This is a genomic window from Antarctobacter jejuensis, from assembly GCF_052266595.1.
GTDB classification, from domain to species: domain Bacteria; phylum Pseudomonadota; class Alphaproteobacteria; order Rhodobacterales; family Rhodobacteraceae; genus Antarctobacter; species Antarctobacter jejuensis.
Genome location: NZ_JBQQXJ010000008.1, coordinates 41,521 through 66,863, shown reverse-complemented (window position 1 = coordinate 66,863; position 25,343 = coordinate 41,521). Strand labels below are relative to the sequence as shown.

Below are 25,343 nucleotides of genomic sequence, written 5' to 3'. Positions count from 1 at the left end.
GACGGGGTCATGGGGCGCGTGGCCTCATCCGGAGGGATCGAATGATCGCTGCACACAATAGGATCCGAAAACCCAGGCTCTGAAATCTTTCGAGGTGTGCGGATTCAATCCGTTTTCCGCGCTGTGCGCTGGTTCGATCCCACCCAAGAAATGGGACCGCGCTAGTCCCGCAGGTATTTCGTCTGTTCCAGCAACCAGTTTTTGAAAAACGACGACGCTGAGGAGCCGGAGGTGTTCTTGTCCAGCCCGATTTCGTACCAGATGCATCTGATTGCGCGCTTGTCCATGCGGACAAGCTGACCCGATAAAATCTCTCGCTCACACAGGATGTTATCGGCGAGGATGACGCCTTCGCCGTCTATCGCGGCATCGATCGCGAGGGAGAGATCAGAGTAGACCTTGCCCGACCGCCAGCCGGGGCTTTCCGGTTCATGGGCCGAGTACCATTTGTGCCAGGTCTCTTTGCCGTTGTCGTGGATCAGGATCGCGCGGTTCCAGTCAACGGTATCGTCCTGAGAGGTGAGCTTTGCACTCAGATGCGGTGTCGCTGCCGGGTAGCCGTCAATAGGGAATAGCCTTTCCTTCATGACGCCACTTCCCGGCATGCGGGTTTCAAAGTGAACCACGATGTCCGCATGACCCGCTCCGATTTGCGCCGGGGTCCAGGCGGGCCGCAAATCAACCTCTATGCGCGGGAAAAGGCTGCAGAATTCAGTGATGCGCTTGCGCAGCCAGAGCGACGCAATCGCGGGTTCGGCGCTGACGACGACAGCCCCGGAACGCGTCTTGCGCAACAGCCCTTCACTTGCGTCGGTCAGGGTTTGCAGCCCGCTGGCGATCTGCGGCAGCAGATCCCGCCCGTTCTCGCTCAGCTCGACCCGGTTGCGATGACGGATGAACAGGTCGGTCCCGAACCACAGCTCCAGGTTCTTGATGTGCTGGCTGACGACGCTGTGGCTGACGTTCAGTTCGCTTGCCGCCTTGGCAAAGCTGGAATGCCGTGCAGCAGCCTCGAACACCCGGAGCGCATTGAGATGGCGGAGCGTGTTTCTCATCGGTTTAGCGTAGGTAAAAGCTTCGCTGAGAGCAAGTTAAACGCGCTTTTTCGGCGCCGCTTCTGACGGGTAGCGTGGGTTAACAAGTCGCTCACAATCGCCGAACGGGGACCCTCATGGTCGCACTCATGTCGCCCACAGACACAAACGTCTCGCTCAGTGTCACGGATCTGCACAAGTCCTTTGGCTCGCTCGAGGTGCTCAAGGGCGTTTCGCTCAAGGCCCGTGAAGGCGATGTGATTTCGTTGCTGGGGTCCTCCGGGTCCGGCAAAAGCACGCTGCTGCGTTGCATCAACCTGCTGGAAACGCCGTCCTCAGGACTGATCACCGTCCACGGCGAAGACATCAAGATGACCAATGGCCTGTACGGCGAAGCAAGGACCTCTGACGCCCGGCAGGTCGAACGCATCCGTGCCCGTCTGGCCATGGTCTTTCAGTCTTTCAATCTGTGGTCGCACATGACCGTGTTGGAAAACGTCATCGCAGGGCCGATCCACGTGCTGAAGCAGCCACGCGCCGAGGCGATCGAACACGCCAAGGAAATGCTGCAACGCGTCGGTATGTACGAGCGTCGCGACTACTACCCGGCTCATATTTCCGGCGGTCAGCAACAACGCGCCGCCATTGCCCGCGCGCTGGCCATGAAACCCGAGGTGATGTTGTTCGACGAACCGACCTCGGCCCTCGACCCCGAGCTTGTGGGCGAGGTTCTGAAAGTCATCCGCTCGCTGGCTGACGAAGGCCGCACGATGATTGTCGTGACGCATGAGATGGGTTTTGCGCGCGATGTCTCGTCCGAGGTGATCTTTCTGCACCAGGGCCTGATCGAAGAACAGGGCGCGCCGGAGCAGATGTTCGAAAGACCGGAGTCTGCCCGCCTCAAGGAATTCCTGTCGAACACCCGGCATTAGGCCCGACCGTCATTCTCTTCCGAACGCAACAACCAAGTCCAGACAAGGGAAACCTGAAATGAAGATCAAAAACACACTGCTCGCATCCGCCGTTGGTGCAATTGTGCTGATGGCCGGCATGGCCACGGCGGACACTCTGCGGATCGGCGTCGAAGGGGCCTACCCTCCGTTCTCGAAAAAGGAAGCCGACGGCACGCTGTCCGGTTTCGACATCGATATGGCACTTGCCCTGTGCGAAGAGCTGAACCGCGAATGCGAGCTGGTCGAGCAGGAATGGGACGGCATGATCCCCGCCCTGATCGCCCGCAAGTACGACGCCATCGTTGCCTCGATGTCGATCACCGAAGACCGCAAGAAGCGCGTCGATTTCTCTGAGAAATATTACGACACGCCGTCACGCTTCATCGCGAAGGAGGGCGCGACCTTTGAACTGACCCCCGAGGGCACCAAGGGGCTGAAGATCGGCGTTCTGCGCGGCACGACCCTGCAATGCCATGTCGAGAAGACCTTTCCCGAGGCTGATCTGCGGCTGTACAACACGCAGGAAGACGTGTTCGCCGATCTCGTCGCCGGGCGTCTGGACATGCAGCTGAACAACACGCTGCAGGCCATCGACGGTTTCCTGAACACCGATCAGGGTCAGGGTTTTGCCTTCCTCGGTGAAAACGTGGACGACCCCGACTGCCTTGGCGAAGGCACCGGAATTGCCGTGCGCAAGGGCGATCCGCTTGCCGGTGAACTGACTGCGGCGATCGAGGCGATCCGCGCCAACGGCACCTACGCGACGATCAACGACAAGTATTTCGACGTCGACATCTACGGCAAGTGATCCTGCATTGAATGCGCGACAGGGGGACCACCGGGTTTCCCTGTTGCACCCCCTCTTCCAGTTTACGGGCAAAGCACATGGATGTGATCTTTGAATACAGACAGATCCTGATCGAGGGCACGCTGGTCACGATCTCGCTGGCGGTTCTGTCCTTGGCTTTGTCCGTCGTGCTGGGGCTGGTCGGCGCCTTCGCCAAGCTGTCGCCCTCGCGCGGGATACGGCGGGCGGGCAACGTCTACACCCTGTTTGTGCGCAGCGTGCCCGATCTGGTGCTGATGATGCTGATCTTTTTCGGGGGCCAGACACTGCTGACCCAGATCGGCGGCCTGACGGGCCTTTGGGACTATGTCGAGATCAACCAGTTCATTGCCGGGGTGCTGACGCTGGGCTTTATCTTCGGCGCCTATATGTCAGAGACATTTCGCGGTGCCGTCCTTGCCATTCCCCCCGGCCAGATCGAGGCGGCCAAGGCGGTGGGCATGACCCCCGTACAGGTGTTCCGGATCGTGACCTGGCCGCAGATGGTGCGTTTTGCGCTGCCCAGCTTCACCAATAACTGGCTGGTTCTGGTCAAATCCACGGCGCTTGTCTCTGTTATCGGCCTGCACGATCTGGTCTGGAATGCCTTTTCGGCGGGCCGGTCCACGCACAAGCTTTTCACCTTCATGCTCGCCGTCATGGTTGTCTACCTGATCATAACGGGCCTGTCCGATCTCATCCTGCGTAAGGTTGACCGGAAATACGCCGCCGGCGTGAGAAAGGCGTAAGACGATGGAACCCGAACGCAGCTTTTATGAATACCTGCAAAGCTTCAGCGAAACCCGGTCGCCGATCGATTTTGTCCTGATCTACGACAACCTCGGACGTTTTTTCGAGGGCGCGCTGGTAACGCTGCAACTGACCTTCCTCGCGCTGCTTGTCGGCGGACTGATCGCCGTGCCGCTGGCCATTGCCCGGGCCTATCGCAAACCGTTCCTGAGCCCCGCGATCCGCGTCTACACCTACGTCTTTTGCGGTACGCCGCTTTTGGTGCAGGTCTATCTTTTCTATTTCGGCCTTGGGCAGTTCACCGCCGTGCAGGAAAGCTTTCTGTGGGAACCGATCCTCAGCAGCCCCTGGTGGTGCGTCATCATCGCGTTCACGCTGAACACTGCGGCCTATACGACCGAGTTCCTGCGCGGCGCCATCGAAACCACGCCGCGTGGCGAGGTCGAGGCGGCCAAGGCCTGCGGCATGTCGCCATTCACCCGCATGCGGCTGGTGGTTCTCCCGAACGCCTTCCGCCGGGCGCTGCCTGCCTATTCGAACGAGGTCATCTTTACGCTGCATGGATCCGTGATCGCCAGCACGGTCACCTTGCAGGATCTGCTGGGCGTCGGGCGCTGGCTGAATGGCCGATACTACCTGGCCTACGAGGGCTTTCTGACGGCCATGGTGTTCTACATGGCGATCGTCTTCCTGATCACCTTCGCCTTCCGACTGGCCGAAAGACGGTTCCTTCGCCACCTGCGCCGTCGTGAAACGGCAAAGCAGCCCGGCGCGGCCAGGGTCGCGGCCTGAACAGCAAGTCCCCAGCCCCGCAGTCTCCCTCATCTCTCGTAATTCTCCGTTGAAAGGGTTCCCAATGACCAGCTCCAAGAAACGCGATCTCATCGAAGGGCGTGCGGCCCTGATCGTGATCGACATCCAGAAATCGGCATTCGCGCCCATTCCGGATGACAAGCGCGCGATTGCCCATATGCCGGATTATGCCCAACGGATGGCGCGATCCAAAGCCGCGATCGACAAGGCGCGCGAGGTCGGAATTCCGGTGGTCTTCATTCAGGAAATCCATCGTGCAAACCTGATCGACATGGGCCGTGAAACCGATGGTGACGAGGATGTGCATTGCCTCGACAGCAACCCGCTGACCGCCTTCGCCGAAGAAGAGCTGGGCATGCGCCCGGACGACTATCGCATCTCCAAGCGCCGCTATTCGGCCTTTTACGGCACCGATCTGGAGATCCTGCTGAAAGGGCTCAAGGCGGAAACCCTGATCCTTGTCGGCGGTCTGACCGATGTATGTGTGCACTACACCTTTGTGGACGGCCATCAGGGCGACTATTTCTGCCGCGTGATCGAAGACTGCGTGGCCGGGTCCAGCATTGAGGCGCACCAGGCATCGCTGAACGCCATGGAATACCTGCAACACGGCGCGATCCGCACCTTGGACGAAGTGCTGACCGCCATGGAATGCCAGGCCGAAACACGGGTCGCCTGACCTTTCCCTGATGGCATGCGGGGGAACCCGCGCCACGAACGTGGAAGCGAGTGTACCCGCTCGCTTCCGCGAACCAATTTCCTATCGCCAAAGACCGAGGAGACACCTGCCATGACCGCGCGAAGCAAGCCGACCCATAGCGAAACACCGCAGGAACGCTACGAAAGGCTCAAGGCCGAAGGCAACGGCCAGAGTGGTGACTTTGCCGCAAGACAGGCGGCGGCCCGCAACCAGGACGCGCCCGCAATCGACGCGTCATCGGTGATCTTTGACGATGTCGTTCCGGCCAAAGGATATTGGCACGGGCGGTTGAAGCGCGGCGACGGTTTTCGTCTGGTGGCGAAAACGCCGACCGGTGTCGCCGCCTCTTTCTGGCGCAGCGATGAAACCTCTGAGCGGTTCAACCCCGGCGACACGATCAAGGTCCAGTGGACCAGCGAAATCACCACAGGCCGTGTTCTCCTGTCCGACATGGGGCGGGCGATGGTGTCGATCACGCATGATGATTTCGGCCGCTCCGACTGTCTGGCCGGTGTGTCCCTACCCGGTCCTGCCGATGGCCCCGACTGGCAGAGCGGGCGTGCGCATTTCCTCCGCGCCGCGCTGAAAAACGGCCTGACCAAGCGTGATGTCGGCCCCTGCATCAGCTTCTTTGCGCCGGTTGCCGTCGATGCCGGGGGCAAACTGACCTGGCAGGATCAACCCGGCAGCGGCCCGTTCACCGTCGATCTGCGTGCTGAGATGGATCTGATCGTGGCGCTGTCGAATTCGGCGCACCCGATGTCCCCTGACCGCGACCCGCTTCCCCTATCCGTCACCCAGTTTCGAGCCCCGCCCGCGGCCGAGGATGATCTGTCCCGCACAGGTACCGTCGAGGCCCGCCGCGCCTTTGAAAACACCGACGCCCTGTTCGGTGACCGCAAACGTTTGTCTTAAGGAGCCTGTCCGATGCTCGACGCCCCCAATCACGCCGACAACCATCATATCCCCGCAAATGTCGGCTGGTCCGCGATCATCCGCAAAGGCCAGATGATGCGCATCATCGATCTTGAAGGTCAGCAGGCCGTGGACACCCTGTTCTACAGCGCCGCCGACACGTCCGAGCGGTACTCGGCTCAGGATACGGTGTTTGCCCAGCGCTCCCCCTACATCACCGAAGGATCGGTACTGTTGTCGAACGAAGGCCGCCCGATGATGACGGTCCTGCGCGACCCCGTCGGGGCGCATGACACCTCTGCCGGGGCCTGCTCCTGCGAGGCCAACACTGTGCGTTTCGGCCATGAGGTCCGCCACCTGCACGCCTGCCGTGACAACTTTGTCACCGAGGCCGCGAAATGGGGAATGGACAAGCGCGACATCGTCGCAAACGTCAACTTCTTCATGAATGTGCCGATCGAGACGAACGGCGCTCTGGCCATCTCTGACGGGCTGTCAGCGCCCAGCAATTCGCTGGATCTGCGTGCAGAGATGGACGTGATCTGCCTGATCTCGAACTGTCCGCAGATCAACAACCCTTGCAACGGCTTCAACCCGACCCCGATCAACGTCCTGATCTGGACCCCAGAGGAGGTCTGACCGATGGATCTGCGCCTATCCGAACTCGCCCGCCGATATGCCGACGGGGAAACCGTCAGGCAGGTCATGACACAGGTCCTTGCGGCCTGTGACAGCTACGGCGACCCTGCGGTGTTCATCAAACGTGTGGACCGCGATGCCGTTCTGGCACGCGCGGCAGAGCTTGATGCGGTTGCGCCGGACGACCGCGGGGCCCTGCACGGCGTTCCCTTCGCGGTGAAGGACAACATCGACGTCGCCGGCATGCCGACGACCATGGGCATGGCCACCGAACGCCCGCTGGCCGAGCGCACCGCGACAGCGGTGCAGCGCGTGCTGGATCAGGGGGCGGTACTGATCGGCAAGACCAATCTGGATCAGTTCGCCACCGGGCTGGTGGGCGTGCGCTCGCCCTATGGCGCGCCGCATTCGGTGTTTGACGATACGATGATTTCGGGCGGATCCAGCTCCGGTTCCGGTGTCGCGGTTGCCGCACATCTGGTGAGCTTTTCCTATGGCACGGACACCGCCGGATCAGGCCGGGTGCCGGCCGCGTTCAACAATATCGTGGGGGTCAAGCCGACCAAGGGCGTGATCCCCACGACAGGCGTATTTCCGGCCAACAAAAGCCAGGACTGCCTGTCTGTCTTTGCGCTCAGCGCCTCCGACGGCGATACGGTCCGCCGCATCGTGGAAGGTGTGGACGGGGTCGACCCCTATGCCCGCCCGGCGACACCTGTGGATTGGACGCGGAAAGACCTGCGGATCGGTGTGCCCAGTGCCGCGTCGCTCGAATTCTTTGGCGATACATCTGCGGCGGATAATTACGCCGAGGCCTGCACCGCTCTGACCAAGGCGGGGTACACGCTTGTCCCGTTCGATTTCGATCCCTTCGCCGCAACCGCGCGACTGCTCTACGAATCCGCCTGGGTGGCCGAACGCACCCATGCCATGACGCCCTGGCTAAAGGCCTCGCCCGATCCGCTGCACCCGATCACGCGGAAGATCGTCGAGGACGGCTTGAAATCCAGCGCGGTCGATACCTTCGACGCGATCTACAAGGCGGCAGAGGCGAAGGTCGCGCTTGATGTGATCTGGAACGACATCGACGTGATGCTGGTCCCGACCACCCCGTCGTTCTATTCCCTGGCAGAGCTGGAGGCGGAACCGATCCTGCTCAACAAGCAGCTGGGCTACTACACCAACTGCGTCAACCTCCTGGACTATGCCGCGATTGCCATTCCGGCCGGGTTTCGCGCTGACGGGTTGCCTGCAGGTGTAACGCTTGTCGCGCCTGCCTTCACCGACGGCGCTCTTGCCCGTCTGGGCGGGGAGGTGCATCGCCTGTTGTCCCCGACAACCGGACGCGATTGCCTTGCCGTCACAGCGCAAGACGACCCCGATGCGGAAGATGGGCGATACATCGACATCGCCGTTGTCGGTGCGCATCTGACCGGGATGCCGTTGAACCACCAGCTGACCGACCGCGGGGGTTTTCTGCTCGAAACGGTGACCTCGTCGCCGGAATTCCGGCTCTATGCGCTTGCCGATACAACACCGCCGAAACCGGGCCTTGTCCGGGATCTCGAAAGCAAGGGGGCGGAAATTGCACTGGAAATCTGGCGGCTTCCCGAAAGCGCCTTGGGCAGCTTTTTAAAGCTCATTCCGGCTCCGCTTGGCCTAGGGACGATCCGGCTGTCCGACGGTCGGCAGGTGAACGGTTTCATCTGCGAAAGCTGCGCGATGGGACAGGCCGTGGACATCACAGAATACGGTGGATGGAAGGCCTATCTTGCGGCAACGCAAAAGCGTCCAGCGCGCGGACGCCTGATGGCCTGACGGGGTTCGATATCCCCGCATCGAATGTCTGGAGGCATGGCGGCATGATCGCCCCCATGTCGGACCCAATGGCGACATTCTGAACCGGAACGCAGATGCCCTTGTCGGTCACGTCGCGGGCTTGTCCAGAACACTGAGGACAAGGTCTGCCCTTAAGCGTTGCCAGGAAAAACGACACGCGGCAACGCATCAGCCGCCGCGTGGAGTTGAGACCTGTGGCCCCGATCAAACAGATCGGGTCATACCAGCAGGGTGCCGCCCAGATTGAGGCCGATCAGCAGCGGATCGTGGTCAGAGGAACGGTACGGGTCGGCACCGTAAAGGTCGTCCACCTGATCCAGCGGGGCAAAGTTGGTGTTGTAGTCCAGAGCCGACGCTTCCAGCGCATTGATCCGCCATTCTGCCGCACCGGTGATCTGACCCGCAAGGGACCCGCTGGCCAGCGCATGGTCCAGCGCGCCAAAGGTCTGTGCCTGCGGAGCCAGATCCAGATCGACCGGAAAGCCGAAGGACAGTTCGAACTCGTCCGAGCCCAGGAAAGCCTCGACCATGTTCTGATACCCTTCGCTTTCCAGCAGGGTAATCGGGTCTTCCTTAGCGTAGGCGTTCAGGTCGCCGATGATCAACACGTCGCCGTCGCCCGATCCGGTGGGATCGCTGTCCAGCCAGGCGTCGATCGCGGCGGCAGCCTGTGTGCGGGCCTCATTGTTGTTGCCGGTGCCGTCACCGATCCCTGCGTTGTTGCCGAAGGGACTGACCGAGCCCTTGGATTTCAGGTGGTTGACGGCAACGGTAAAGACCTCGCCGGTGGCGATCTCCTCAAAGCTGGCTGCCAGCGGAACGCGGCTGGTGCCCGATCCCTCGAAGACCGGGTTGCCGGGATCGACACCCAGACCTGCAAGATCGGCATCGGTCAGGATCTCGACGGTGGTGCCGGGGGCGATCCGGACCGCGTTTGCGTCATATATGAGCCCGACCATGATCGCATCGCTGCCGACATAGTCGACGCCCGGATCGACGTATTGGTAATCGGACGAAGGGTCCGCCGCATTCAGGGCGTCAACCAGCGCACCCAGTGCAAACTGGCCGTCGCCGTTCTGGTCCCCGATCTCGTTCTCAAGCTCGGTCAGCCCGATCACATCCGCATCCATCGCGGTGATTGCCGATACCAGCTTGTCCAACTGCCGGGCGTATTCCTCGGCGTCATCGGCACCGCGCACGTCCAGCCCGCTTGGTCCGGCGGTCAGACCTTCGTCACCCAGCGAGGTGAAGAAGTTCAGAACGTTGAAAGAGGCAACGGTCAGCGAGCCACCGACATCCGGCGCAACTGTATCGCGCGGAGCGGAGTCCACGAACCCCGCGTCCTGCGTCAGGTTCAGGCGGTAGATCTCGTCACCCGAGCCGCCGGACCCGCGCGAGTAGCGCAACACGCCGGTCAGGTCCACGGCGGTATCGCCCGCGCTCAGCGCGTCTTCGGCGTCGAACTCACCTGCGATGCGGCCGGGCTCTCCGGCGATCTCGAAGGGAATGACAGAGGGGTTCTGTACCGTCTGTCCGTCATCGATGATCAGCGTGTTTCTGACCTGCTCTTCGATGAAGGCGTTGAACCCGGCAACATCCGGCGCGTTGGCCTGTGTGAATGTCTCTACCAGACCCTGCGCGTTCAGGCCGATGTCGCCAAATCGTCCCAGGGTGAACAGATCGCTGACCGTCATCTCCTGCGGTACGGTGACCAGCATCCCCTCATAGGCCTCCAGATCGGCAATCAGCGCGCCGTCCGAGTTGGTGAGCACATTGGCCACCGGGAAAGTGATCGTGGCAGCGGTGGGCAGTTGATTGCCGTTGCTGACCACCTCGATTGCAGTGATCGAAGAAAGCTGCGTCTCGCCAAAGAATTCGGCCACGGTGCCTGTGACGCGCACGAGGTCACCGGCCTGCACGTTCATCAGCGAAAGCGCCCCTTCGTAGACGAATATGCCCTCCGAGGTCAGCAGGTCGCCATCCGCATCACTGTCTTCTTCTTGCAGATAGAAACCGTCCAGATCGCCATCGACGCCGTCGGCCCCGTCCTGAAAATCTCCGACCACGATCGCCTCGACCGTCACGACCTGCGTTTCAAGGAAGGACGCACTGCCGCTGCCCTGAATGGTCGAGATCAGCGTGGTCTCACTCGGCGGCGGAGGTGTAACCGTCGCCTCGCCCACCGAGAAATCGTCGATCTGCCACAGCGAGCTGCTGCCGCCCCCCGTACCCGAGGATTGATAGCGGAAGGCGAAATGCACCGCACCCGCAGGGACGCCAGAGAGGTCGATTTCACCCGATTGCGTTTCCGCGTAGCTGCCGGTTGAGGCGCTGTAAGGCAGTTCGATCCACGTGGCGGTCGAAGGATCGCCGCTGCCGCTGTAGTCGGTCGAATAGAGGAAGGTTACTTCGGGGTCGGCCAGACCGGTATCGTCGAAGTTCTTGGTGTTGGCAAAGCTGACAACCGGGTTGGTCAGGCCTGAGATGTCGATCTCGGGCGAGATCAGCCAGTCGTCTGCCGCCACGCTGTCGCCAAAGGCGTTGACGGCGGCAAAGCCATCGCCGCTGAAGCTGGCGTCGTACCAGGTGTTCGCCGCGTCGCCATCGACAGAGACCGCTTGCCAGTCCGCCGTGGCAAACTCGGCCTCGAAGTCAAAGGCGTAAGGCGCCGGGATCGCGCCGCCGCCAACGGTTCCGTCGTTGGCAATGCCCCGCGTTTCGGCGGCGGGTTCGGCCCAGCTGTCGCCTGCCTCGTCCCGTTGCAGCGAATGGCCCACAAGGGTCGAAGAGGTTTCCTGCACGCCGATATCCGTCGATGTCAGGCCCGCCGCCGTTCCGCCGGTGGCGGTCAGACTGCCCTCATAGGACAGGAACTCGACCACGGCGCCGTCGTTGATCAGCGCAAGTCCATCGGGCGCGCCGTTCTGCAGACCGTTCGAAGGCAGCTCGATCAGGTAGTAATCATAGCCGCCCGAGGTGCTGGCCGGGGATGCAGGCAGGGACAGCGTGTTATAGACCGACCCGTTGGCCCCGTTGTAAAGTTCAACCGTGGTACCGGAGACATCGGTGCCTTCGGCGACGCGGATCTCGACGAACTCACCGACATCGGTGCCGTCATTGTCGTAGTGGACCTCATTGATGCGGCCCACGAAGGGCGCAGCCACGGCAAGGTTGGCCGCGCCGCGGGTGTCGGCCTCGGCTTCGCGCCAGTCGTCGCCGTCCTCGTTCCGTTGCAGAGAGAACCCTACCTCGGTCGACGAGGGTTCGGAGACACCGATATCGGTCGAGGTCAGGCCTACGGCCGTGCCATCCGTCGCGGTCAGCGTTCCCTCGTAGGACAGGAATTCGACGACCGCGCCGTCGTTGATCAGCGCCAGACCGTCCGGGCTGCCGTTCTGCAAGCCGTTCGAGGGCAGTTCGATCAGATAGTAGTCATATCCGCCAGACGTGCTGGCCAGCATGCCTGTCAATGACAGGGTGTTGTACAGCGATCCGTTCGAGCCGTTGTACAACTCGACCGTCGTGGCTGAGACATCGGTGCCTGCCGCGACGCGCACCTCGACGAATTCGCCGACGTCGGTGCCCGCGTTGTCATAGTGAAGCTCGTTGATGCGGCCAACGAAGGGCGGCTCATAATCGTTGTTCAGGCCGCGGGTGTCCGTTTCGGCCACGGACCATGCGTCACCATCTTCGTCCCGTTCCAGTGAAGCACCGACGAGGGTAGACCCGCTTTCGGCCACGCCAATATCGGTCGAGGTCAGCCCGACAGCCGGGCCGTCCGTCGCGATCAGCGTTCCCTCGTAGGACAGGAATTCCAGCACCTGCGTGCCATGGACCAGTGCCAGCCCATCCGGGCTGCCGTTCTGCAAGCCGTTCGAAGGCAGTTCGATCAGGTAATAATCATACCCGCCTGAGGTCGACGTGGGTGCGGCCGGCAGCGACAGCGAATTGTAGGATGTGCCATTCGACCCGTTATAGAGCACCACGCCAAGGGCCGAGGCATCCTGCCCCGCGCCGACGCGCACCTCGACGAATTCGCCGGAGTCCGAGCCTGCATTGTCGTAGTGCAATTCGTTGATGCGGGCGTCGATCTCGACCACGTCGGTGACGGTCACAGCGATGTCGCGGCTGTCGCTGGCCAACCCGTCGCTGACGGTGACGGTCAGGTCATAGACATTGTCACCATCGGCATCGAGCGGGGTCTCAAAATCCGGTGCCGCGGCGAAATCCAGAGCGCCGGTCAGGGTGTCGATGATGAAGAAACCCGCGTCCGCCCCGGACAGCGAATAGGTCAGTGAATCGCCATCGACATCGCTGGCGGTCAGCGCGGCGGCGACGCCGGTGGTGTTCTCTGCCACATCATAGGCAGTGTCGATCGTCAGAATAGGCGCGTCATTGCGGCCCTCGACCGTGACGGTCACGGTTGCGCTGACGATGCTGCCCGCGCCATCGCTGACCTGGTAGGTAAAGCTGTCGGTCGTGGTCTCTCCTTCGGCCAGCGCGTCGAACAACGCGCCCGGCGTATAGGTCACGTCCGTGCCGTCAAAGCTGACACTGGCGCCCGCCGCGCTGGTCGCATCGACCGAGACAAGCGTCAGCGTGTCGCCATCAAAATCCAGATCGTTGGACAGGAGCGCCGCCCCGGCGATCGTCAGCACGTCGTTTTCCGCAATGCTCGCCGTGTCGTCACCAGCCAGAACGGCGTTGTTCCGACCGTCAGTGTAAAAGGTGAAATCGTCGAATTGCAGCGCCTCGATGGATTTCAGCACGTCCGAGCCATCGCCCGAGGACAGGATCGTCGTGTTGCGACCGCGTGCGGTGATCGAATACTCGGTGATCGAGCCAGAGATTACCGCCGTGTCGAAACCATGGCCGCCGTCGACATGGTTGTATCCCTCTGCCAGCCAGATGGTGTCATCACCAAATCCTCCGAACGCACGAAGTGAACCGGTGCCGCCAAAGATCAGGTCATCACCCCAGCCGCCAAAGACAAGGCCGCTCTCGCCCAGCCGCACGATATCGTCACCCCGGCGGGCAAAAACCGTGTCGTAGCCCATGCCGCTGTCGATCTCATCATCGGCGTTGCTGCCGAAGATGATGTCGTTCAGGCTGAACTTGTCCGGATGCGATTTTCCGCCCTTGGGCGCGGTCCGAAAGAAACCCATAGTCCTATCCCCCTGGTACTGATGCCGCCTACTCTCATATTGTTGTAACAGTTTTGCGAGAATTTCTTTTCAATTGCCGTGGGGGAATGACGGAAAACTGCCCGAAAATGTGGCTCAGGCCGCAGGACATCCGGCCACGGAATGCGGTCAATCGACCGGCGCTTTTCGGCAAAGGGAAGGGATAGCAGGGGCTTGCATTCTTGGGCTTTTGTCCCCGGACGGACATATCCCACAGCTTCCGTGACGGGTATGCCGAGCGCCGTATAGCCGTTGAGCACGGCGATGCGGACCAGAAGCTCCGCGACCCGGCAGTCGAAGTCGCGCGCCATGAGGCGCAAGGCCTCCGCCCACATCCAGCAGAGCGCTCTTTCGCCCCAGCGGGGTCAAAAGGCTGGGTCTGGTTGGCAAACCCGACACGCATTGCAAAGGCCAGCCGTCTTCACAACGATCATTGCCAAACCCGCAGATTGCCGGGGCTTCGGGCCCGCGCCCGTGGTCAGTAACCTGTATGGTCAGGCGACGCCCCTTCCGACCTCCCCGTCTTGTCCCGAAAGGACTTTACGCTGGCTGCGGCAGCGGCCGCCAGCAGGCGGGAATCGCCCGAGACGGTTGTCATGTGGAACCCCCATCCGATTGCGCGCGCGGCGTAGTCGGCGCTGCCGCAATGCAGGGCTGCCTTGATGCCCGCCGCGCGGCAGGTTCGGGCGATCTTCTGCAGGACCTCGATCATTTCAGGTTCTTCGCGGTCCAGCCCTGCGGGCAGACGGCCTTCATGCAGCGACAGGGTCAGATCAGCAGGCCCGACATAGATGCCGTCCAGACCGGGCGTCGCCGCGATGGCATCCAGATTGTCCATCGCCTCCCGGGTTTCCACCATGGCCCAGCCGATCACCTGATCATTGGCCTCTTCCGCGATATTGGGGCCAAGGGCGAGTTGCGCCCGCGTCGGGCCGAAACTGCGATTTCCCTTCGGCGGATAGCGCAGGTAGCTGACGAATTCCGCGGCCTGTTCGGCGGTGCTGATCATCGGGCAAATGATCTGCAACGCGCCGGCATCCAGCATCTTCATGATGATCCCCGGTTCCAGCCAGGGCACCCGCGCGCCCAGAACCACGCCAGAGGCCCGCATCGCCTGAAACATCGGCAAGACATCGGAATAGCTGAGCGCGCCATGCTGCACGTCGACCGTGATGGCGTCATAGCCCTGTTCCGCCATGATCTCTGCGGTGAACGGGCTGCCGACGGACAGCCAGCCATGCAACACCGGATTGCCCGCCGCCCAGATGTCCCGGACCTTGTTTCTGATCATCTCACGTCTCCTTCGTCATGTGATCCGATGCGCGCCGCCATCGCTCCGCCGCCTTGCCGGACAAACGCACCCGCCGATGGTGCCGACCTGCGCCTGATGGCCGTGTCACTGGCCACCGGAAATGCCGGTGTCAGATCGTTCCGCCGCAGCGTGTTACCGGGGGGCCTCCCCTCATCCGCATCGCTGGCGCCATAAAGCGGCAACAACGTCTTGGACACCAGAGAGAATTGCACGTCGGCCGATCGCAGACAGACAACGGCGCAGGCCCCACAAATGGCCAAGCTGCGCGACAGTTCCAAGCCTCAAAGATCGCAGTTGTACTTGGTATGGACAAGGATCTGCGTCGTCGTCGGCGAGGACATCGTTCCCTCCGCCCAGTTGCTGATCCAGCGTACCGCCGCACGGACTTCTTCATAGAAATTGTGCGAAATCACGTAATCCATGACCCCGGATTCCAGCAACAGCCGAGAGTTCCGGGTCAGTTCATGCCCGACGAAAATAGTCCTGTCGGCGATCCCGGCCTCCTCCAGCGCAAGCGCGACGCCCCGGTTCGCCCCGGCCACGTTGTAGACCGCCGCCGGGTGCCCGTTGGCGGCAAGATACTTCATCATCTGACGATGCGTCGTGGCGGGCCTGTCGTCCGAAATCAGGCGCTCCTCGATCTTGAGGTGCGGAAACTCGCTACGCAGCACCCGGCGAAAGCCCATTTCCCGTTCCTGCTGTGACCGGAACGGCACCGACATGACCAGCAGGATGTGATTGCGGGTCTCCTCCGGCAGCGCCCGCCCGATCAGCTGCGCCGCCACGCTGCCCGCCGCGTATTGATCGTTGCCCACGTAGACGGACCGGCGCGAACTGGGCAGATCGGTGGTCAGGCAGACGACCGGAACACCCGATCCCACCAGCTTGCGCACCGCGCGGTTGATGGCCGGATGTTCGCGCGCCACGATGATCGCCCCGTCCGCCTGCGCGCCTTCTTCCTCGAACCGGCGGGCGAACTGCGTGGCGACCAATGCGTCCGTCGACACGAAATGGCAGGTAAGCTGCATTCCCGGCTCAGAGCGGTTGAGCTGCGCCGCCGCCTGCTCCACAGCTTGATTGAAGGCCTCTCCGGACTCGCAGAACAGCCGGATCTCGCAGGACTGCGGCCCGTCGCGTTTCTCTGAATTCAGCTTTTCCAGCGCCGCCAGCACGCGCTTGCGGGTCACTTCCCGAACACCCGCACGGTTGTTGAGAACCCGATCAACAGAGGCGGTGCCGACCCCGGACAACTCCGCGATCTGCTGGATCGTCGGGCCTTTCCAGCGGGTCTTTGAGGGCAAATCGATCATGACAGCCTCTTGGTGATGCGTGAGACATCAAGAACGTCAAAACCCGGTTTGGCAAGCCTCCCAAAATGGGCGACTCACCGCACGGTCACCCCGCCGAACTAATGATGCGAATAACATCAGGATCGGCCGACGGCCCACTTCCCGAAGCGAAACCAATCGCGATAATGACGCCGCAAGTGGAGGAGATGGACCCCACCCCCGGAGGAGGACCGCACACGCGGTCATGGGGCAAGGTTCCGCAATCCGGACGTTGGAAAAAAGACCTGTCGGCCCTGCGCTGGACCGGCTTTGGATGCCGGACGCACGCGCAGCCGGTGAGCTGCCAAGCTGTCCGCTGAAAACCGACCGGCGGAGATTCCGGCGGGTCATCACGGGTAAATGTATCGACGGAGGCGATGATGAGCATACGGATTGCGGTGATTGGCGCAGGGCTCATGGGGGCAGACCACGCAAGGATCGTGGCCGAGGATCTGCCGGGGGCCAGCCTGCAACTGGTCTGCGACATGGACGCGGGGCGGGCCCGGGCCGTGGCCGATGCCTGCGGCGCGCAGCACGTGGCCAGCGCGCCAGAGGCTGTCATAACCCGCGACGACGTGGACGCCGTGATCATCGCCAGCCCCGATTTCACCCATGCCCCGCTGTCACGGGCCTGCATCGCCGCAGGCAAGCGCGTGCTCTGTGAAAAGCCGCTGTCTCAATCCTCTGCCGAATGTATCGAGGTCATGCAGGCCGAAGAGGCCGCAGGCGCCCGGCAAGTCATGTTGGGCTTCATGCGCCGGTTCGACCAATCCTATGTCGAGATGAAGGCCGCGCTGGACGCGGGACTTTTGGGCCGCGCCCTGATGATGCACAACTTTCACCGCAACGTGGAAACGCCCAATGCCGACTTCACCGGCGCCATGGCGATCACCAATTCCGCCCCGCATGAATTCGACGTGATCCGCCATGTTCTGGGCTGCGAATACACCACGATTTCGGCCTATCAACCGAAACGCTCTGACGGTGTGGTGGCCCCGGTTGTCATGGTGCTGGAAACAGACACTGATCAGCTGGTGACCATCGAGATCAACAACAACGCCGCCTACGGCTATGACGTGCGCGCCGAGCTGGTGGGTGAGGCCGGCAGCATTTCCATGAACAATATCGCCTACACGCGCACCGACATCAAACTGTGCTCAGCCACGCGTTATGACGTCGATTGGCGCGGTCGCTATCACGAGGCCTATGTGCGCCAGAACCGCGCCTTCGTTGATTTCGTGAACTCCGGCACCTTTCCCGGCATCGGATCAGACTGCTGGGACGGCTACTGCGCGGCCCGTGTGGCAGAGGCCGGCGTCGAAGCACTGAAAGAAGGTATCAAGGTTTCCCTGTCATTGATCGCGAAACCCGCCTTCTACGAAAGGAACAATGAATGAAACTGGGTTTCGTATCTGACAGCCTCGGCGGCCTGTCCTTTGAAGACATGCTGGATCACGCGGTCCGCATGGGCGTCTCGGGGGTCGAGGTCAACACCGGCGGCTGGTCCACCGCGCCGCATTTCGACCTTGAGGCAATGAAATCCAGCGCCGAGGCGCGCAGGGCCTTTCTGAACGCCTTCGAAAGCCGCGGTTTGAAGGTCATCAGCCTCAACGCCAACGGCAACCCGCTGCACCCCACCGACCGCGCGCAGGGCGATTGCCTGATGGACACGATCCGCCTGGCCGGAGAGATGGGCATCGGCACGGTCTGCACCATGTCGGGCCTGCCTGCGGGATCGCGAACCGACACCATGCCCAACTGGGTGGTGTCCAGTTGGCCGCCGGAAACGCAGGAAATTTTGCGGTTTCAGTGGGAAGAGGTGCTGATCCCCTTCTGGGAAGGGGCCGTTGCCGTCGCCCGCGAAAGCGGCGTCCGCCAGATCGCGCTGGAATTGCACGGCAACCAATGCGTCTACAACGTACCCTCGCTGCTGAAACTGCGGGAAATGGTCGGCCCCGTGGTGGGTGCCAACCTCGACCCCAGCCACCTGTTCTGGATGGGGGCCGATCCGCTGATCGCTGCAGAGGCGCTGGCAGAGTCGATCTACCATGTGCACGCCAAGGACACGATGCTGAACGCCCCAGTGCAGGCGACCACCTCCCTTCTGGAAAACGGTTCGCTGATGGACATTCCAGAACGGTCGTGGAGCTACGTTACACTGGGCTTCGGCCATGGAGAGGAATGGTGGCGGCAGTTCTGCTACCGCCTTCGGATGGGCGGCTACGACGGATGGCTGTCAATCGAACATGAGGACGTTCTGCTGAACGCGCTGGAGGGGTTGGAAAAATCCGTCGCCCTCTTGCAGGGCGTGATGCCCTCCGCCCCTGCGGATTTCAAACCGCAGGACATCTGACCAACGCCGGACCGCGCCGCCGTCCGCGCCATTGATGAGGACCAAGATAATGGCATTCCAACTCGCCGCCTGTGCCGAAATGCTGTGGCAGGACAAACCGATCGCGTGGCGGGCCAGCCGCCTCAGGGAGATGGGCTTTGGCGTCGGTCTGTGGAACTGGCCCGCATGGGACATTGGCGCGTTGGAAAAGACCGGCGCGACCTTCACCATCATGAACGGCTATCTCGAAGGGCGACTGGCGGATGCGGACGGCGCGGACCTGCTGCTGAAATCGGCGCGGGAAACCGCGCAGGTAGGCAAACGGCTGGGCGTGCAGCGGCTGAACCTGCACGGCACCGGTCTTGGCGACATGGGCATTCCGATCCCGCAGATGGCCCATGTCGCGCCGGGCATGTGGTTGAGGGCGCGCGATACCCTGCACCGCATCTGCGACATGGCAGAGGAAGAAGGCGTGACCTTCACCCTTGAAAACCTCAACCTGCGCGAACATCCGGGCTGTCCGTTCAACTCATCTGAGGACGTGTTGAGCCTCGTTTCGACGGTGAACCGCCCGCAATTGCGCATCAACCTTGACCTCTATCACACGCAGATCGGCGAAGGTGACGTGATCCGCTGGGCAGAGGCCTGCCTGCCCTGGATCGGCGAATACCAGGTGGCGGACAACCCCGGTCGGTTCGAACCCGGAACCGGAGAGATGAACTATCCGGTGATCGCCCGCGCGCTGGCCGACATGGGATATGAGGGCCCCGTCGGCTTCGAAGGCTTTGCCAAGCGTGACCCGGAAACCGCGCTGGAGGCGTTCCGCGCCGCCTTTACCCTTTAGAGTCGGATCCCGTTCAGGCCCTTGAGGGTCAGGTTCGTCACCAGTTGCGCATAATCCTCGCGCGCCTCTGATCCGGCGCCCGAGTTCCACATGTAATACCAGTTCAGCATGCCAAAGATCGACATGGTGGTTGCCCGCAGCGTCTTGGGATCGTCTTTCAGCCGCTCGGGCGCGATATCGGTCAGAATGGCCGAAAGATGCGTGACCATGTCCCGCTGATAGGCGCGCAGCACCTTCTGCCTGTCCTCGGGCAACGCGCTGGTGCTGGCGATCTGCACCTTGTGATGGTCGTCGGCCCCCTGGTAGGCCCGCAACACCGCCCGTATCGTCGCCAGCAACCGCTCTTCCGGCGACAGGGTCGCGTCGACGTCCTCGCAAACCCGCGCCTTCAACGTGCGCAGGTAATTGTCCAGCAAGTCGAACAGCAACGCGTCCTTGCCGGCGTAATAATGATAGATATTCGCCTTGGAGATTCCGCAGGCCGAGGCAATCTGGTTCATCGACGCCCGGTCGAACCCTTCGGCGGCAAAGACCCGCGCCGCTGTATTCAGGATCTGTGCGCGTTTCTCGTCATGATCCTTTGCAATGGGGCGTGCCACGGGGCCTCTCTTCCTGTTGCCACGGAAAAATCCGCAGCTTCGCGCGGCAAATTAGCTGACCGAATGGTCAGTGACAACATCTCGCCCTCAGGCGGCCAATGCCGCGTTCAGCGCCTCCGGATCCTGTCGGGGCAACAGCGCCAGCAGCCGGGCGACCTTGTCGCGGCATCCCGCAGCGGCCCAAACCTCGGGCCAGACATGATCCGGCAGTAGCGGCATCTTGAGCACGATCCTGCGCCATTCATGTACGATCAGCACCCGCAGCACCGTCTGTTGCAGCGTGTCGGGATCGGGAGCCGACTCCAGCGCCTCTGTCAGCTGCGCCAGACGCGCGCCCAGCGCACAGGCCAGCGCCAAGGTCTCTGGCGGGCACAGCCGGTCACGCATCCAGCCGGGCAGATCGGCGCCATCCTCGATCCGCGTGGCAAAAACCTCCGCCCCTTCGGGAAGGGCCGGCAAAATCCCGATATTGGAAGTGACCCAGACGCCCCGGTTACACAGGGCGCCGTCGCCGCCCGGGTCCGACAGTACCAGCCAACAGGCCTCGGAGGCCGCGCCGCCGTAAATACGCGGGCTGGCCTTTACGGTTTCTTCCCGGCCCTGGGGGCTCAGACGGTAGTCGCTGCTGCGTCCACGCCGTTCGCTTTCGATCCAGCCGTCCTTTCGCAGGCGGTGCAGGGCCACGCGCATGGCCTCGGGCTTGATCCCGATCCGCGCGGTGATCTGGCTCAACACACTGGCCGAGATGCTGGACCCGTCCTGCGCCAATTCGCCGAAGACGGTGACCAGCAAGGACCAGACACGCGGGGCATCCTCGCCCCGCAGATCGGCCACCACTCTGTCAAATGTCGTGTCGTCCATCAGCCCCCATAGGCGTTCATCGTCAGCAGCTCGTATTCCGCCACCTTGTCCCCGTCCTGATTGGTCAGCGTCACGTGCCAGCGCACCTCGCCGTATTCCTCGTTCCGGGGGGTTTTCTGTTTCACGGTCAAGCGTACACGCAATTCATCGCCCGCGACCACCGGCTTCATGAATCGCAGCCCGTCCAGCCCTGTATTGGCCAGAACCGGCCCCTCGTTCGGCTCAACGAACAGACCCGCCGCAAAACTGAGCAGCAGGTAACCATGCGCCACGCGACCGGGGAAAAACGGGTTCCTCGCGGCGGCTTCTTCGTCCATGTGCGCGTAAAAGGTGTCGCCCGTGAACTCGGCGAAATGGGCGATGTCCTCCAGCGTGATCACACGGGGACCGGCGCGCAGGGTCTCACCGATCTGCAGCGCCTCGAAGGTGCGGGTAAAGGGATGCGCGCCCGCGTCGACCTCTGCCGCCCCTGGTACCCAGCGTTCGCCAATGGCGCTGAGGATCTGGGGGCTGCCCTGAATGGCGGTGCGCTGCATGTAGTGCATCACGCCACGCACGCCGCCCATTTCCTCACCGCCGCCAGCACGGCCCGGCCCGCCATGCACCAGATGCGGCAGCGGCGAACCGTGGCCGGTGCTTTCCTTCATGCTGTCGCGGTTGTTGAAATAGAGCCGCCCGTGGAACGCCCCCGCGCCCAGCGCGACCTCGCGCGCGACCTGCGGATCATGGGTGATGACGGACGCCACAAGGGACCCGCCGCCGCGATTGGCCAGCGCCACCGCATGGCCCAGATCGCGGTAACCCATCACCGTCGACACCGGGCCAAAGGCCTCTGTGTCATGCACCCGCTGCGCGCCATCGGGGTCCGCACAGTGGAACAGCATCGGCGTCAGGAACGCGCCCTTTTCGGCATCCGCGCCCTGCACCTCGAAACTCTCGGGATCGCCGTAAACCCGCTCCGCCTCCGATCCGATCAGCGCGGCCTTTTCCAGCACATCGCGCCGTTGCCCGGTGGAGACCAGCGCCCCCATACGCGTGCCCTCGGCCCGAGGATCACCGATCACCGTAGCCGCCAGCCGCGCCGACAACGCTTCGATCACCGCAGGCACCTGTTCCTGTGGCGCGATGATGCGGCGGATCGCGGTGCATTTCTGCCCCGCCTTCACCGTCATCTCGCGGTGCACTTCCTTGATGAACAGATCGAATTCCGGCGTACCCGACACCGCGTCCGGCCCAAGGATAGAGGCGTTCAGGCTGTCCTGTTCGGCCACGAACCGCACCGCGTTTTTCAGCAGGTGCGGCGCGGACCGCAGCTTCAGCGCCGTATCGGCAGAGCCGGTAAAGCTGACCACATCCTGCGCACCCAGATGGTCCAGCATGTCGCCCAACCCGCCAGAAACCAGCTGCAGCGCACCCTCAGGCAGGATGCCGGACTCCAGCATCAGCCGCACCGCCAGTTCGGTGACATAACAGGTGGCCGTCGCCGGTTTCACGATGGCCGGAACCCCGGCCAGCAGCGTCGGCGCCAGTTTCTCCAGCATGCCCCAGACCGGAAAGTTGAAGGCGTTGATATGAACGGCAACCCCTTGCAATGGCGTGCAGATATGGTGGCCAAGGAACTGGCCGGAGCGGGACAGCTGTTCGATCTCGCCGTCCAGATAGACCTGCGCATCGGGCAATTCGCGCCGCCCCTTGGAGGCAAAGACAAACAGCGTGGAGATGCCGCCGTCGATGTCCAGAAGGTGATCCTTGGCCGTGGCCCCGGTGGCAAAGGACAGATCATAGAGCGCTTCCTTGTGCTGCGACAGGTGCTGCGCCAGCGCCTTCAGCATCTTGGCCCGCTGGTGAAAGGTCATCGCGCGCAGGGCCGACCCGCCGCGCGTCCGCGCCCAGTCCAGCATCGCCTGCACGTCCAGCGCATCGTTGCCCGCCTGCGCCATGACCTCGCCGGTCACGGCATTGGCAATGTTGCGCGCACCGGCACCCGGCGCGATCCATTGCCCGGCGGCAAAGCTCTTCACGTCAAGAAGGTTCATCCTTCCTCCCTTTCCTGCCGGGGCTTTGCCCGGCGGTATCCACTGTGTCGTTCAGCCGGCGACGTTCAGGCAGCTTCGGTCAGGCCCAGCCGGCTCAGCGCCGCATCCAGCCGCACCTCCCAGTCGGCGCGCATCTCTGCGGCCGCGGCATGGCGCAGGCCCCATGCCCGCAGCTGCGACATTCGTTCCTCGGACGGGTCGCCAAAGATCACCGCGACACGCGGCCGCCAGTAGGCGAGGCTTTCGGCAATCGCGGCACCCTGCCCCTGAGACGCCAACCGCGTCAGACCTTCCTCCGCCAGTTCCGCGTGCCGCCGTTCCCCCGGCAGCACCTCGCGCATGGCCTCGGCCAGCGGCTGGTAAGAGGCACGCGCCATGTCCTCCAGCTGCACCACCACCGCATGGCCCATGCAGAGGTTCATCACCACCGCGTCGGCCCAGCCCGCCAGCGGGTAGTTCAGCACCGACAGCCGCATGTCGTGCTGGTTGCGGGTGTTGCCCGGCGCGGTGTCGCGCGGCGCGCGGTCGGTCCAGGGATGGGCGTTGGCGTAGCGGTCGGTATTGGCGCCGAACTCTCCCATCAGGCGCAGCACCTTGTCGGCGTGGTCGGTCTTTTCCAGCACGATCTTGGCTGCCGCGATGCGTTCCTTGATGCCGGGACCTTCGTTGATCACATCGGCAAACCCCGCCGCACCCGCCAGTTCGCTGTCGACGAAGGTGCTCATCAGCTTCATCAGCTCGGCACGATAGCGCGGCGGCACGTTTGCAGGGTTGGTCAGCTTGCCGCCCTGTTTCAGGTAGTCGGCAATGTTCATCTCGTCGCTCATCTCACCCTCCCTTACTGGTCGTAATCCACGACCACGCGGTCGGTCAGCGGATAGGCCTGACAGGACAGGACATAACCCCGCTCGACCTCGTAATCCTCCAGCGCGTGGTTGGCGACCATCTCGACCTCGCCTTCCAGAACCTTGCACTTGCAGGTAGAACAGACCCCCGCCTTGCAGGCATAGGGCGCGTCCAGCGCATTGCCCAAGGCCGCGTCCAGCACCGACACATCCTTGTCCATCTCAAAGCTGCGAGAGGTCCCGTCCAGCGTCACCGTCGCCTGTGTCCGCTGCGCCTGCGTTCCCACCTCTGCCGCGCGCGCCTTGCGCGCCAGCCGCCCGGGCTGGGCGCTGGCGAACAGCTCGAACTTGATCTGATCGTCCGTCAGACCGTGATCCTTCAGCGCCTTGGCAATGCCCAGCATCATCGGTTCCGGCCCGCAGATAAAGGCGGTGTCGACGTTTTCCACATCGATCCAATGTTCGAACAGCGCCGCGCATTTCTCCGCGTCCACCCGACCCTGAAACAGCTCGATGTCCATCGCGTCGGATTCCAGCACATGGATCACGTTCAGCCGCCCCATGTAGAGGTTCTTCAGATCCTCCAGTTCCTCGCGGAACATGATCGTGTTCACGCCCCGGTTGGCATAGACCAGCGTGAAGTCCGATCCCGGCTCGCGCGCCAATACCGTCTTGAGGATCGACAGCACCGGCGTGATCCCCGACCCACCGGCAAAGCCGAGGTAGCTGCGCCGCGCACCATCGTCCAGAGGCGTGTGAAAGGATCCCATCGGCTCCATCGCCTCCAGCACCATGCCCGGCTGCAACTCCTCGTTGGCCCAGGTGGAAAAGGCCCCGCCCTCGACCTTCTTGATGCCCACCTGCAAGATGCCTTCATCCTTGCCCGCGCAGATCGAGTAGGAGCGACGCACCTCTGTCCCGTCAAAATCACGGCGAAAGGTCAGGTACTGCCCCTGGATGAAATCGAAATCCCCGCCGGTCTTCGGCTCCAGCGTCACCACAACGGCGTCGCGGATCGTCTTTTTCACGTCCCGAACGGTCAGCTCATGAAAGCGCGCCATCGGCCACCCTCCTCAGATGCATTTGAAATAGTCGAAAGGCTCTAGACAGTCGTTGCACCGCCAATGCGCCTTGCAGGGGGTAGAGCCGAACTGGCTCACACGGGTGACATTCCCGGATCCGCAGCGTGGGCAGCGGTCCGGGCCACCCGCAGGCGACGGCGGCGCGATGCCATAGTCTTCCAGCTTGGCGCGGCCCTTGTCGGATAGCCAGTCGGTGGTCCATGGCGGCGCAATGCGCGTCTCGATCTGGATCTTCTCCAGCCCGTGATCGCGCAGCGCCGTCTCGATATCCATCGAGATCACGCGCGTCGCCGGACAGCCCGAATAGGTCGGCGTCACCGCCACCTTTACGGTATCCCCCTCCAACGTGACCTCGCGCACGATGCCCAGATCGACGACCGAGATCACGGGGATCTCGGGGTCCGGCACCTCGTCCAGCCAGCCCCAGATCTGATCCACTGTCGCTGTCATGG

Annotated in this window: 21 protein-coding genes and 1 pseudogene; 11 read left to right on the top strand and 11 right to left on the bottom strand. The window is 62.7% G+C overall.

Translation table 11 applies throughout. The annotated features are described in order from the left end of the window. Positions 1–161: 161 nt before the first annotated feature. Positions 162–1,055, bottom strand: coding sequence for a LysR family transcriptional regulator (locus tag ACTXGA_RS13030; RefSeq protein ID WP_443394292.1), 894 nt, complete (start codon positions 1,053–1,055; stop codon positions 162–164). Positions 1,056–1,171: 116 nt separating this feature from the next. Between ACTXGA_RS13030 and ACTXGA_RS13025 the strand changes: the two genes are divergently transcribed. The 8 genes from ACTXGA_RS13025 to atzF all read left to right on the top strand — a co-directional run bounded on the left by ACTXGA_RS13025 (position 1,172) and on the right by atzF (position 8,448). Then, on the top strand, positions 1,172–1,966 hold the full coding sequence (locus ACTXGA_RS13025; protein ID WP_443394290.1) for an ABC transporter ATP-binding protein: 795 nt from the start codon (positions 1,172–1,174) through the stop codon (positions 1,964–1,966). Between the two features lie 58 nt (positions 1,967–2,024). Continuing rightward, positions 2,025–2,795: an ABC transporter substrate-binding protein gene (locus ACTXGA_RS13020; protein ID WP_443394288.1), complete on the top strand. Its 771-nt coding sequence runs from the start codon at positions 2,025–2,027 to the stop codon at positions 2,793–2,795. 77 nt (positions 2,796–2,872) lie between these two features. Then, on the top strand, positions 2,873–3,562 hold the full coding sequence (locus ACTXGA_RS13015) for an ABC transporter permease (RefSeq protein ID WP_443394287.1): 690 nt from the start codon (positions 2,873–2,875) through the stop codon (positions 3,560–3,562). A 4-nt stretch (positions 3,563–3,566) separates the two neighbouring features. Further along, positions 3,567–4,355, top strand: coding sequence for an ABC transporter permease (locus ACTXGA_RS13010; protein WP_443394285.1), 789 nt, complete (start codon positions 3,567–3,569; stop codon positions 4,353–4,355). Between the two features lie 64 nt (positions 4,356–4,419). After that, positions 4,420–5,055, top strand: a complete 636-nt coding sequence (locus tag ACTXGA_RS13005; RefSeq protein ID WP_443394283.1) for a cysteine hydrolase family protein — start codon at positions 4,420–4,422, stop codon at positions 5,053–5,055. Between the two features lie 111 nt (positions 5,056–5,166). Further along, positions 5,167–5,991, top strand: coding sequence for a DUF1989 domain-containing protein (locus ACTXGA_RS13000; protein WP_443394282.1), 825 nt, complete (start codon positions 5,167–5,169; stop codon positions 5,989–5,991). A gap of 12 nt (positions 5,992–6,003) precedes the next feature. Beyond that, positions 6,004–6,630 carry an urea amidolyase associated protein UAAP2 gene (locus tag ACTXGA_RS12995; RefSeq protein ID WP_443394280.1) on the top strand — a complete coding sequence of 209 codons (627 nt, stop codon included), beginning with the start codon at positions 6,004–6,006 and terminating at the stop codon, positions 6,628–6,630. A 3-nt stretch (positions 6,631–6,633) separates the two neighbouring features. Then, complete coding sequence (gene atzF, locus ACTXGA_RS12990; RefSeq protein WP_443394279.1) at positions 6,634–8,448, top strand: allophanate hydrolase; 1,815 nt, start codon at positions 6,634–6,636, stop codon at positions 8,446–8,448. A gap of 239 nt (positions 8,449–8,687) precedes the next feature. On the opposite strand, the gene ACTXGA_RS12985 is transcribed toward atzF, so the two are convergent. The 4 genes and pseudogenes from ACTXGA_RS12985 to ACTXGA_RS12970 all read right to left on the bottom strand — a co-directional run bounded on the left by ACTXGA_RS12985 (position 8,688) and on the right by ACTXGA_RS12970 (position 16,274). Next, complete coding sequence (locus ACTXGA_RS12985) at positions 8,688–13,634, bottom strand: ExeM/NucH family extracellular endonuclease (RefSeq protein WP_443394277.1); 4,947 nt, start codon at positions 13,632–13,634, stop codon at positions 8,688–8,690. Between the two features lie 227 nt (positions 13,635–13,861). Continuing rightward, a pseudogene (locus ACTXGA_RS12980) lies at positions 13,862–13,969 on the bottom strand (IS5/IS1182 family transposase); the annotation flags it as partial. 161 nt (positions 13,970–14,130) lie between these two features. Then, positions 14,131–14,943, bottom strand: coding sequence for an HpcH/HpaI aldolase family protein (locus tag ACTXGA_RS12975; RefSeq protein ID WP_443394276.1), 813 nt, complete (start codon positions 14,941–14,943; stop codon positions 14,131–14,133). 302 nt (positions 14,944–15,245) lie between these two features. Next, the gene (locus ACTXGA_RS12970) at positions 15,246–16,274 is read right to left on the bottom strand and encodes a LacI family DNA-binding transcriptional regulator (protein ID WP_443394274.1); all 1,029 of its coding nucleotides are present in this window, start codon (positions 16,272–16,274) and stop codon (positions 15,246–15,248) included. Between the two features lie 398 nt (positions 16,275–16,672). Between ACTXGA_RS12970 and ACTXGA_RS12965 the strand changes: the two genes are divergently transcribed. The 3 genes from ACTXGA_RS12965 to ACTXGA_RS12955 are packed head-to-tail and all read left to right on the top strand — an operon-like array spanning position 16,673 to position 19,468. Then, positions 16,673–17,689 carry a Gfo/Idh/MocA family oxidoreductase gene (locus ACTXGA_RS12965; protein WP_443394273.1) on the top strand — a complete coding sequence of 339 codons (1,017 nt, stop codon included), beginning with the start codon at positions 16,673–16,675 and terminating at the stop codon, positions 17,687–17,689. Then, entirely contained in the window at positions 17,686–18,645 is a 960-nt protein-coding gene (locus ACTXGA_RS12960) for a sugar phosphate isomerase/epimerase family protein (RefSeq protein ID WP_443394271.1), read from the top strand. Before ACTXGA_RS12965 ends, ACTXGA_RS12960 begins: the two co-directional genes overlap by 4 nt. A 49-nt stretch (positions 18,646–18,694) precedes the next feature. Next, positions 18,695–19,468 (top strand): TIM barrel protein, encoded by a 774-nt coding sequence (locus ACTXGA_RS12955; RefSeq protein WP_443394269.1) that lies wholly within the window; start codon positions 18,695–18,697, stop codon positions 19,466–19,468. On the opposite strand, the gene ACTXGA_RS12950 is transcribed toward ACTXGA_RS12955, so the two are convergent. From ACTXGA_RS12950 to paaD, 6 genes are all read right to left on the bottom strand, one after another. Continuing rightward, positions 19,465–20,067: a TetR/AcrR family transcriptional regulator gene (locus ACTXGA_RS12950; RefSeq protein WP_443394267.1), complete on the bottom strand. Its 603-nt coding sequence runs from the start codon at positions 20,065–20,067 to the stop codon at positions 19,465–19,467. The genes ACTXGA_RS12955 and ACTXGA_RS12950 overlap by 4 nt on opposite strands. An 87-nt stretch (positions 20,068–20,154) precedes the next feature. Then, positions 20,155–20,928: a PaaX family transcriptional regulator C-terminal domain-containing protein gene (locus ACTXGA_RS12945; RefSeq protein ID WP_443394265.1), complete on the bottom strand. Its 774-nt coding sequence runs from the start codon at positions 20,926–20,928 to the stop codon at positions 20,155–20,157. Next, on the bottom strand, positions 20,928–22,964 hold the full coding sequence (gene paaZ, locus ACTXGA_RS12940; protein WP_443394263.1) for a phenylacetic acid degradation bifunctional protein PaaZ: 2,037 nt from the start codon (positions 22,962–22,964) through the stop codon (positions 20,928–20,930). The genes ACTXGA_RS12945 and paaZ overlap by 1 nt, the downstream gene beginning before the upstream one ends. 65 nt (positions 22,965–23,029) lie before the next feature. Beyond that, positions 23,030–23,791, bottom strand: a complete 762-nt coding sequence (locus ACTXGA_RS12935; protein WP_443394261.1) for a Phenylacetic acid catabolic protein — start codon at positions 23,789–23,791, stop codon at positions 23,030–23,032. Positions 23,792–23,802: 11 nt separating this feature from the next. Then, positions 23,803–24,870, bottom strand: coding sequence for a 1,2-phenylacetyl-CoA epoxidase subunit PaaE (gene paaE / locus ACTXGA_RS12930; protein WP_443394259.1), 1,068 nt, complete (start codon positions 24,868–24,870; stop codon positions 23,803–23,805). Positions 24,871–24,882: 12 nt separating this feature from the next. Beyond that, positions 24,883–25,341: a 1,2-phenylacetyl-CoA epoxidase subunit PaaD gene (gene paaD / locus ACTXGA_RS12925; protein ID WP_443394257.1), complete on the bottom strand. Its 459-nt coding sequence runs from the start codon at positions 25,339–25,341 to the stop codon at positions 24,883–24,885. Between the last annotated feature and the right edge of the window lie 2 nt (positions 25,342–25,343).

Excerpts from the sequence above, each read along its gene's own strand:
- paaD (WP_443394257.1), bottom strand. The coding sequence starts at position 25,341 with ATGACAGCGACAGTGGATCAGATCTGGGGCTGGCTGGACGAGGTGCCG.
- ACTXGA_RS13000 (WP_443394282.1), top strand. The coding sequence starts at position 5,167 with ATGACCGCGCGAAGCAAGCCGACCCATAGCGAAACACCGCAGGAACGC.
- ACTXGA_RS13005 (WP_443394283.1), top strand. The coding sequence starts at position 4,420 with ATGACCAGCTCCAAGAAACGCGATCTCATCGAAGGGCGTGCGGCCCTG.
- ACTXGA_RS12970 (WP_443394274.1), bottom strand. The coding sequence starts at position 16,274 with ATGATCGATTTGCCCTCAAAGACCCGCTGGAAAGGCCCGACGATCCAG.
- ACTXGA_RS13015 (WP_443394287.1), top strand. The coding sequence starts at position 2,873 with ATGGATGTGATCTTTGAATACAGACAGATCCTGATCGAGGGCACGCTG.
- paaZ (WP_443394263.1), bottom strand. The coding sequence starts at position 22,964 with ATGAACCTTCTTGACGTGAAGAGCTTTGCCGCCGGGCAATGGATCGCG.
- paaE (WP_443394259.1), bottom strand. The coding sequence starts at position 24,870 with ATGGCGCGCTTTCATGAGCTGACCGTTCGGGACGTGAAAAAGACGATC.
- ACTXGA_RS12965 (WP_443394273.1), top strand. The coding sequence starts at position 16,673 with ATGAGCATACGGATTGCGGTGATTGGCGCAGGGCTCATGGGGGCAGAC.
- ACTXGA_RS12945 (WP_443394265.1), bottom strand. The coding sequence starts at position 20,928 with ATGGACGACACGACATTTGACAGAGTGGTGGCCGATCTGCGGGGCGAG.
- ACTXGA_RS12975 (WP_443394276.1), bottom strand. The coding sequence starts at position 14,943 with ATGATCAGAAACAAGGTCCGGGACATCTGGGCGGCGGGCAATCCGGTG.
- atzF (WP_443394279.1), top strand. The coding sequence starts at position 6,634 with ATGGATCTGCGCCTATCCGAACTCGCCCGCCGATATGCCGACGGGGAA.
- ACTXGA_RS12985 (WP_443394277.1), bottom strand. The coding sequence starts at position 13,634 with ATGGGTTTCTTTCGGACCGCGCCCAAGGGCGGAAAATCGCATCCGGAC.
- ACTXGA_RS12960 (WP_443394271.1), top strand. The coding sequence starts at position 17,686 with ATGAAACTGGGTTTCGTATCTGACAGCCTCGGCGGCCTGTCCTTTGAA.
- ACTXGA_RS12995 (WP_443394280.1), top strand. The coding sequence starts at position 6,004 with ATGCTCGACGCCCCCAATCACGCCGACAACCATCATATCCCCGCAAAT.
- ACTXGA_RS12935 (WP_443394261.1), bottom strand. The coding sequence starts at position 23,791 with ATGAGCGACGAGATGAACATTGCCGACTACCTGAAACAGGGCGGCAAG.
- ACTXGA_RS13025 (WP_443394290.1), top strand. The coding sequence starts at position 1,172 with ATGGTCGCACTCATGTCGCCCACAGACACAAACGTCTCGCTCAGTGTC.
- ACTXGA_RS13010 (WP_443394285.1), top strand. The coding sequence starts at position 3,567 with ATGGAACCCGAACGCAGCTTTTATGAATACCTGCAAAGCTTCAGCGAA.
- ACTXGA_RS12955 (WP_443394269.1), top strand. The coding sequence starts at position 18,695 with ATGGCATTCCAACTCGCCGCCTGTGCCGAAATGCTGTGGCAGGACAAA.
- ACTXGA_RS13020 (WP_443394288.1), top strand. The coding sequence starts at position 2,025 with ATGAAGATCAAAAACACACTGCTCGCATCCGCCGTTGGTGCAATTGTG.
- ACTXGA_RS13030 (WP_443394292.1), bottom strand. The coding sequence starts at position 1,055 with ATGAGAAACACGCTCCGCCATCTCAATGCGCTCCGGGTGTTCGAGGCT.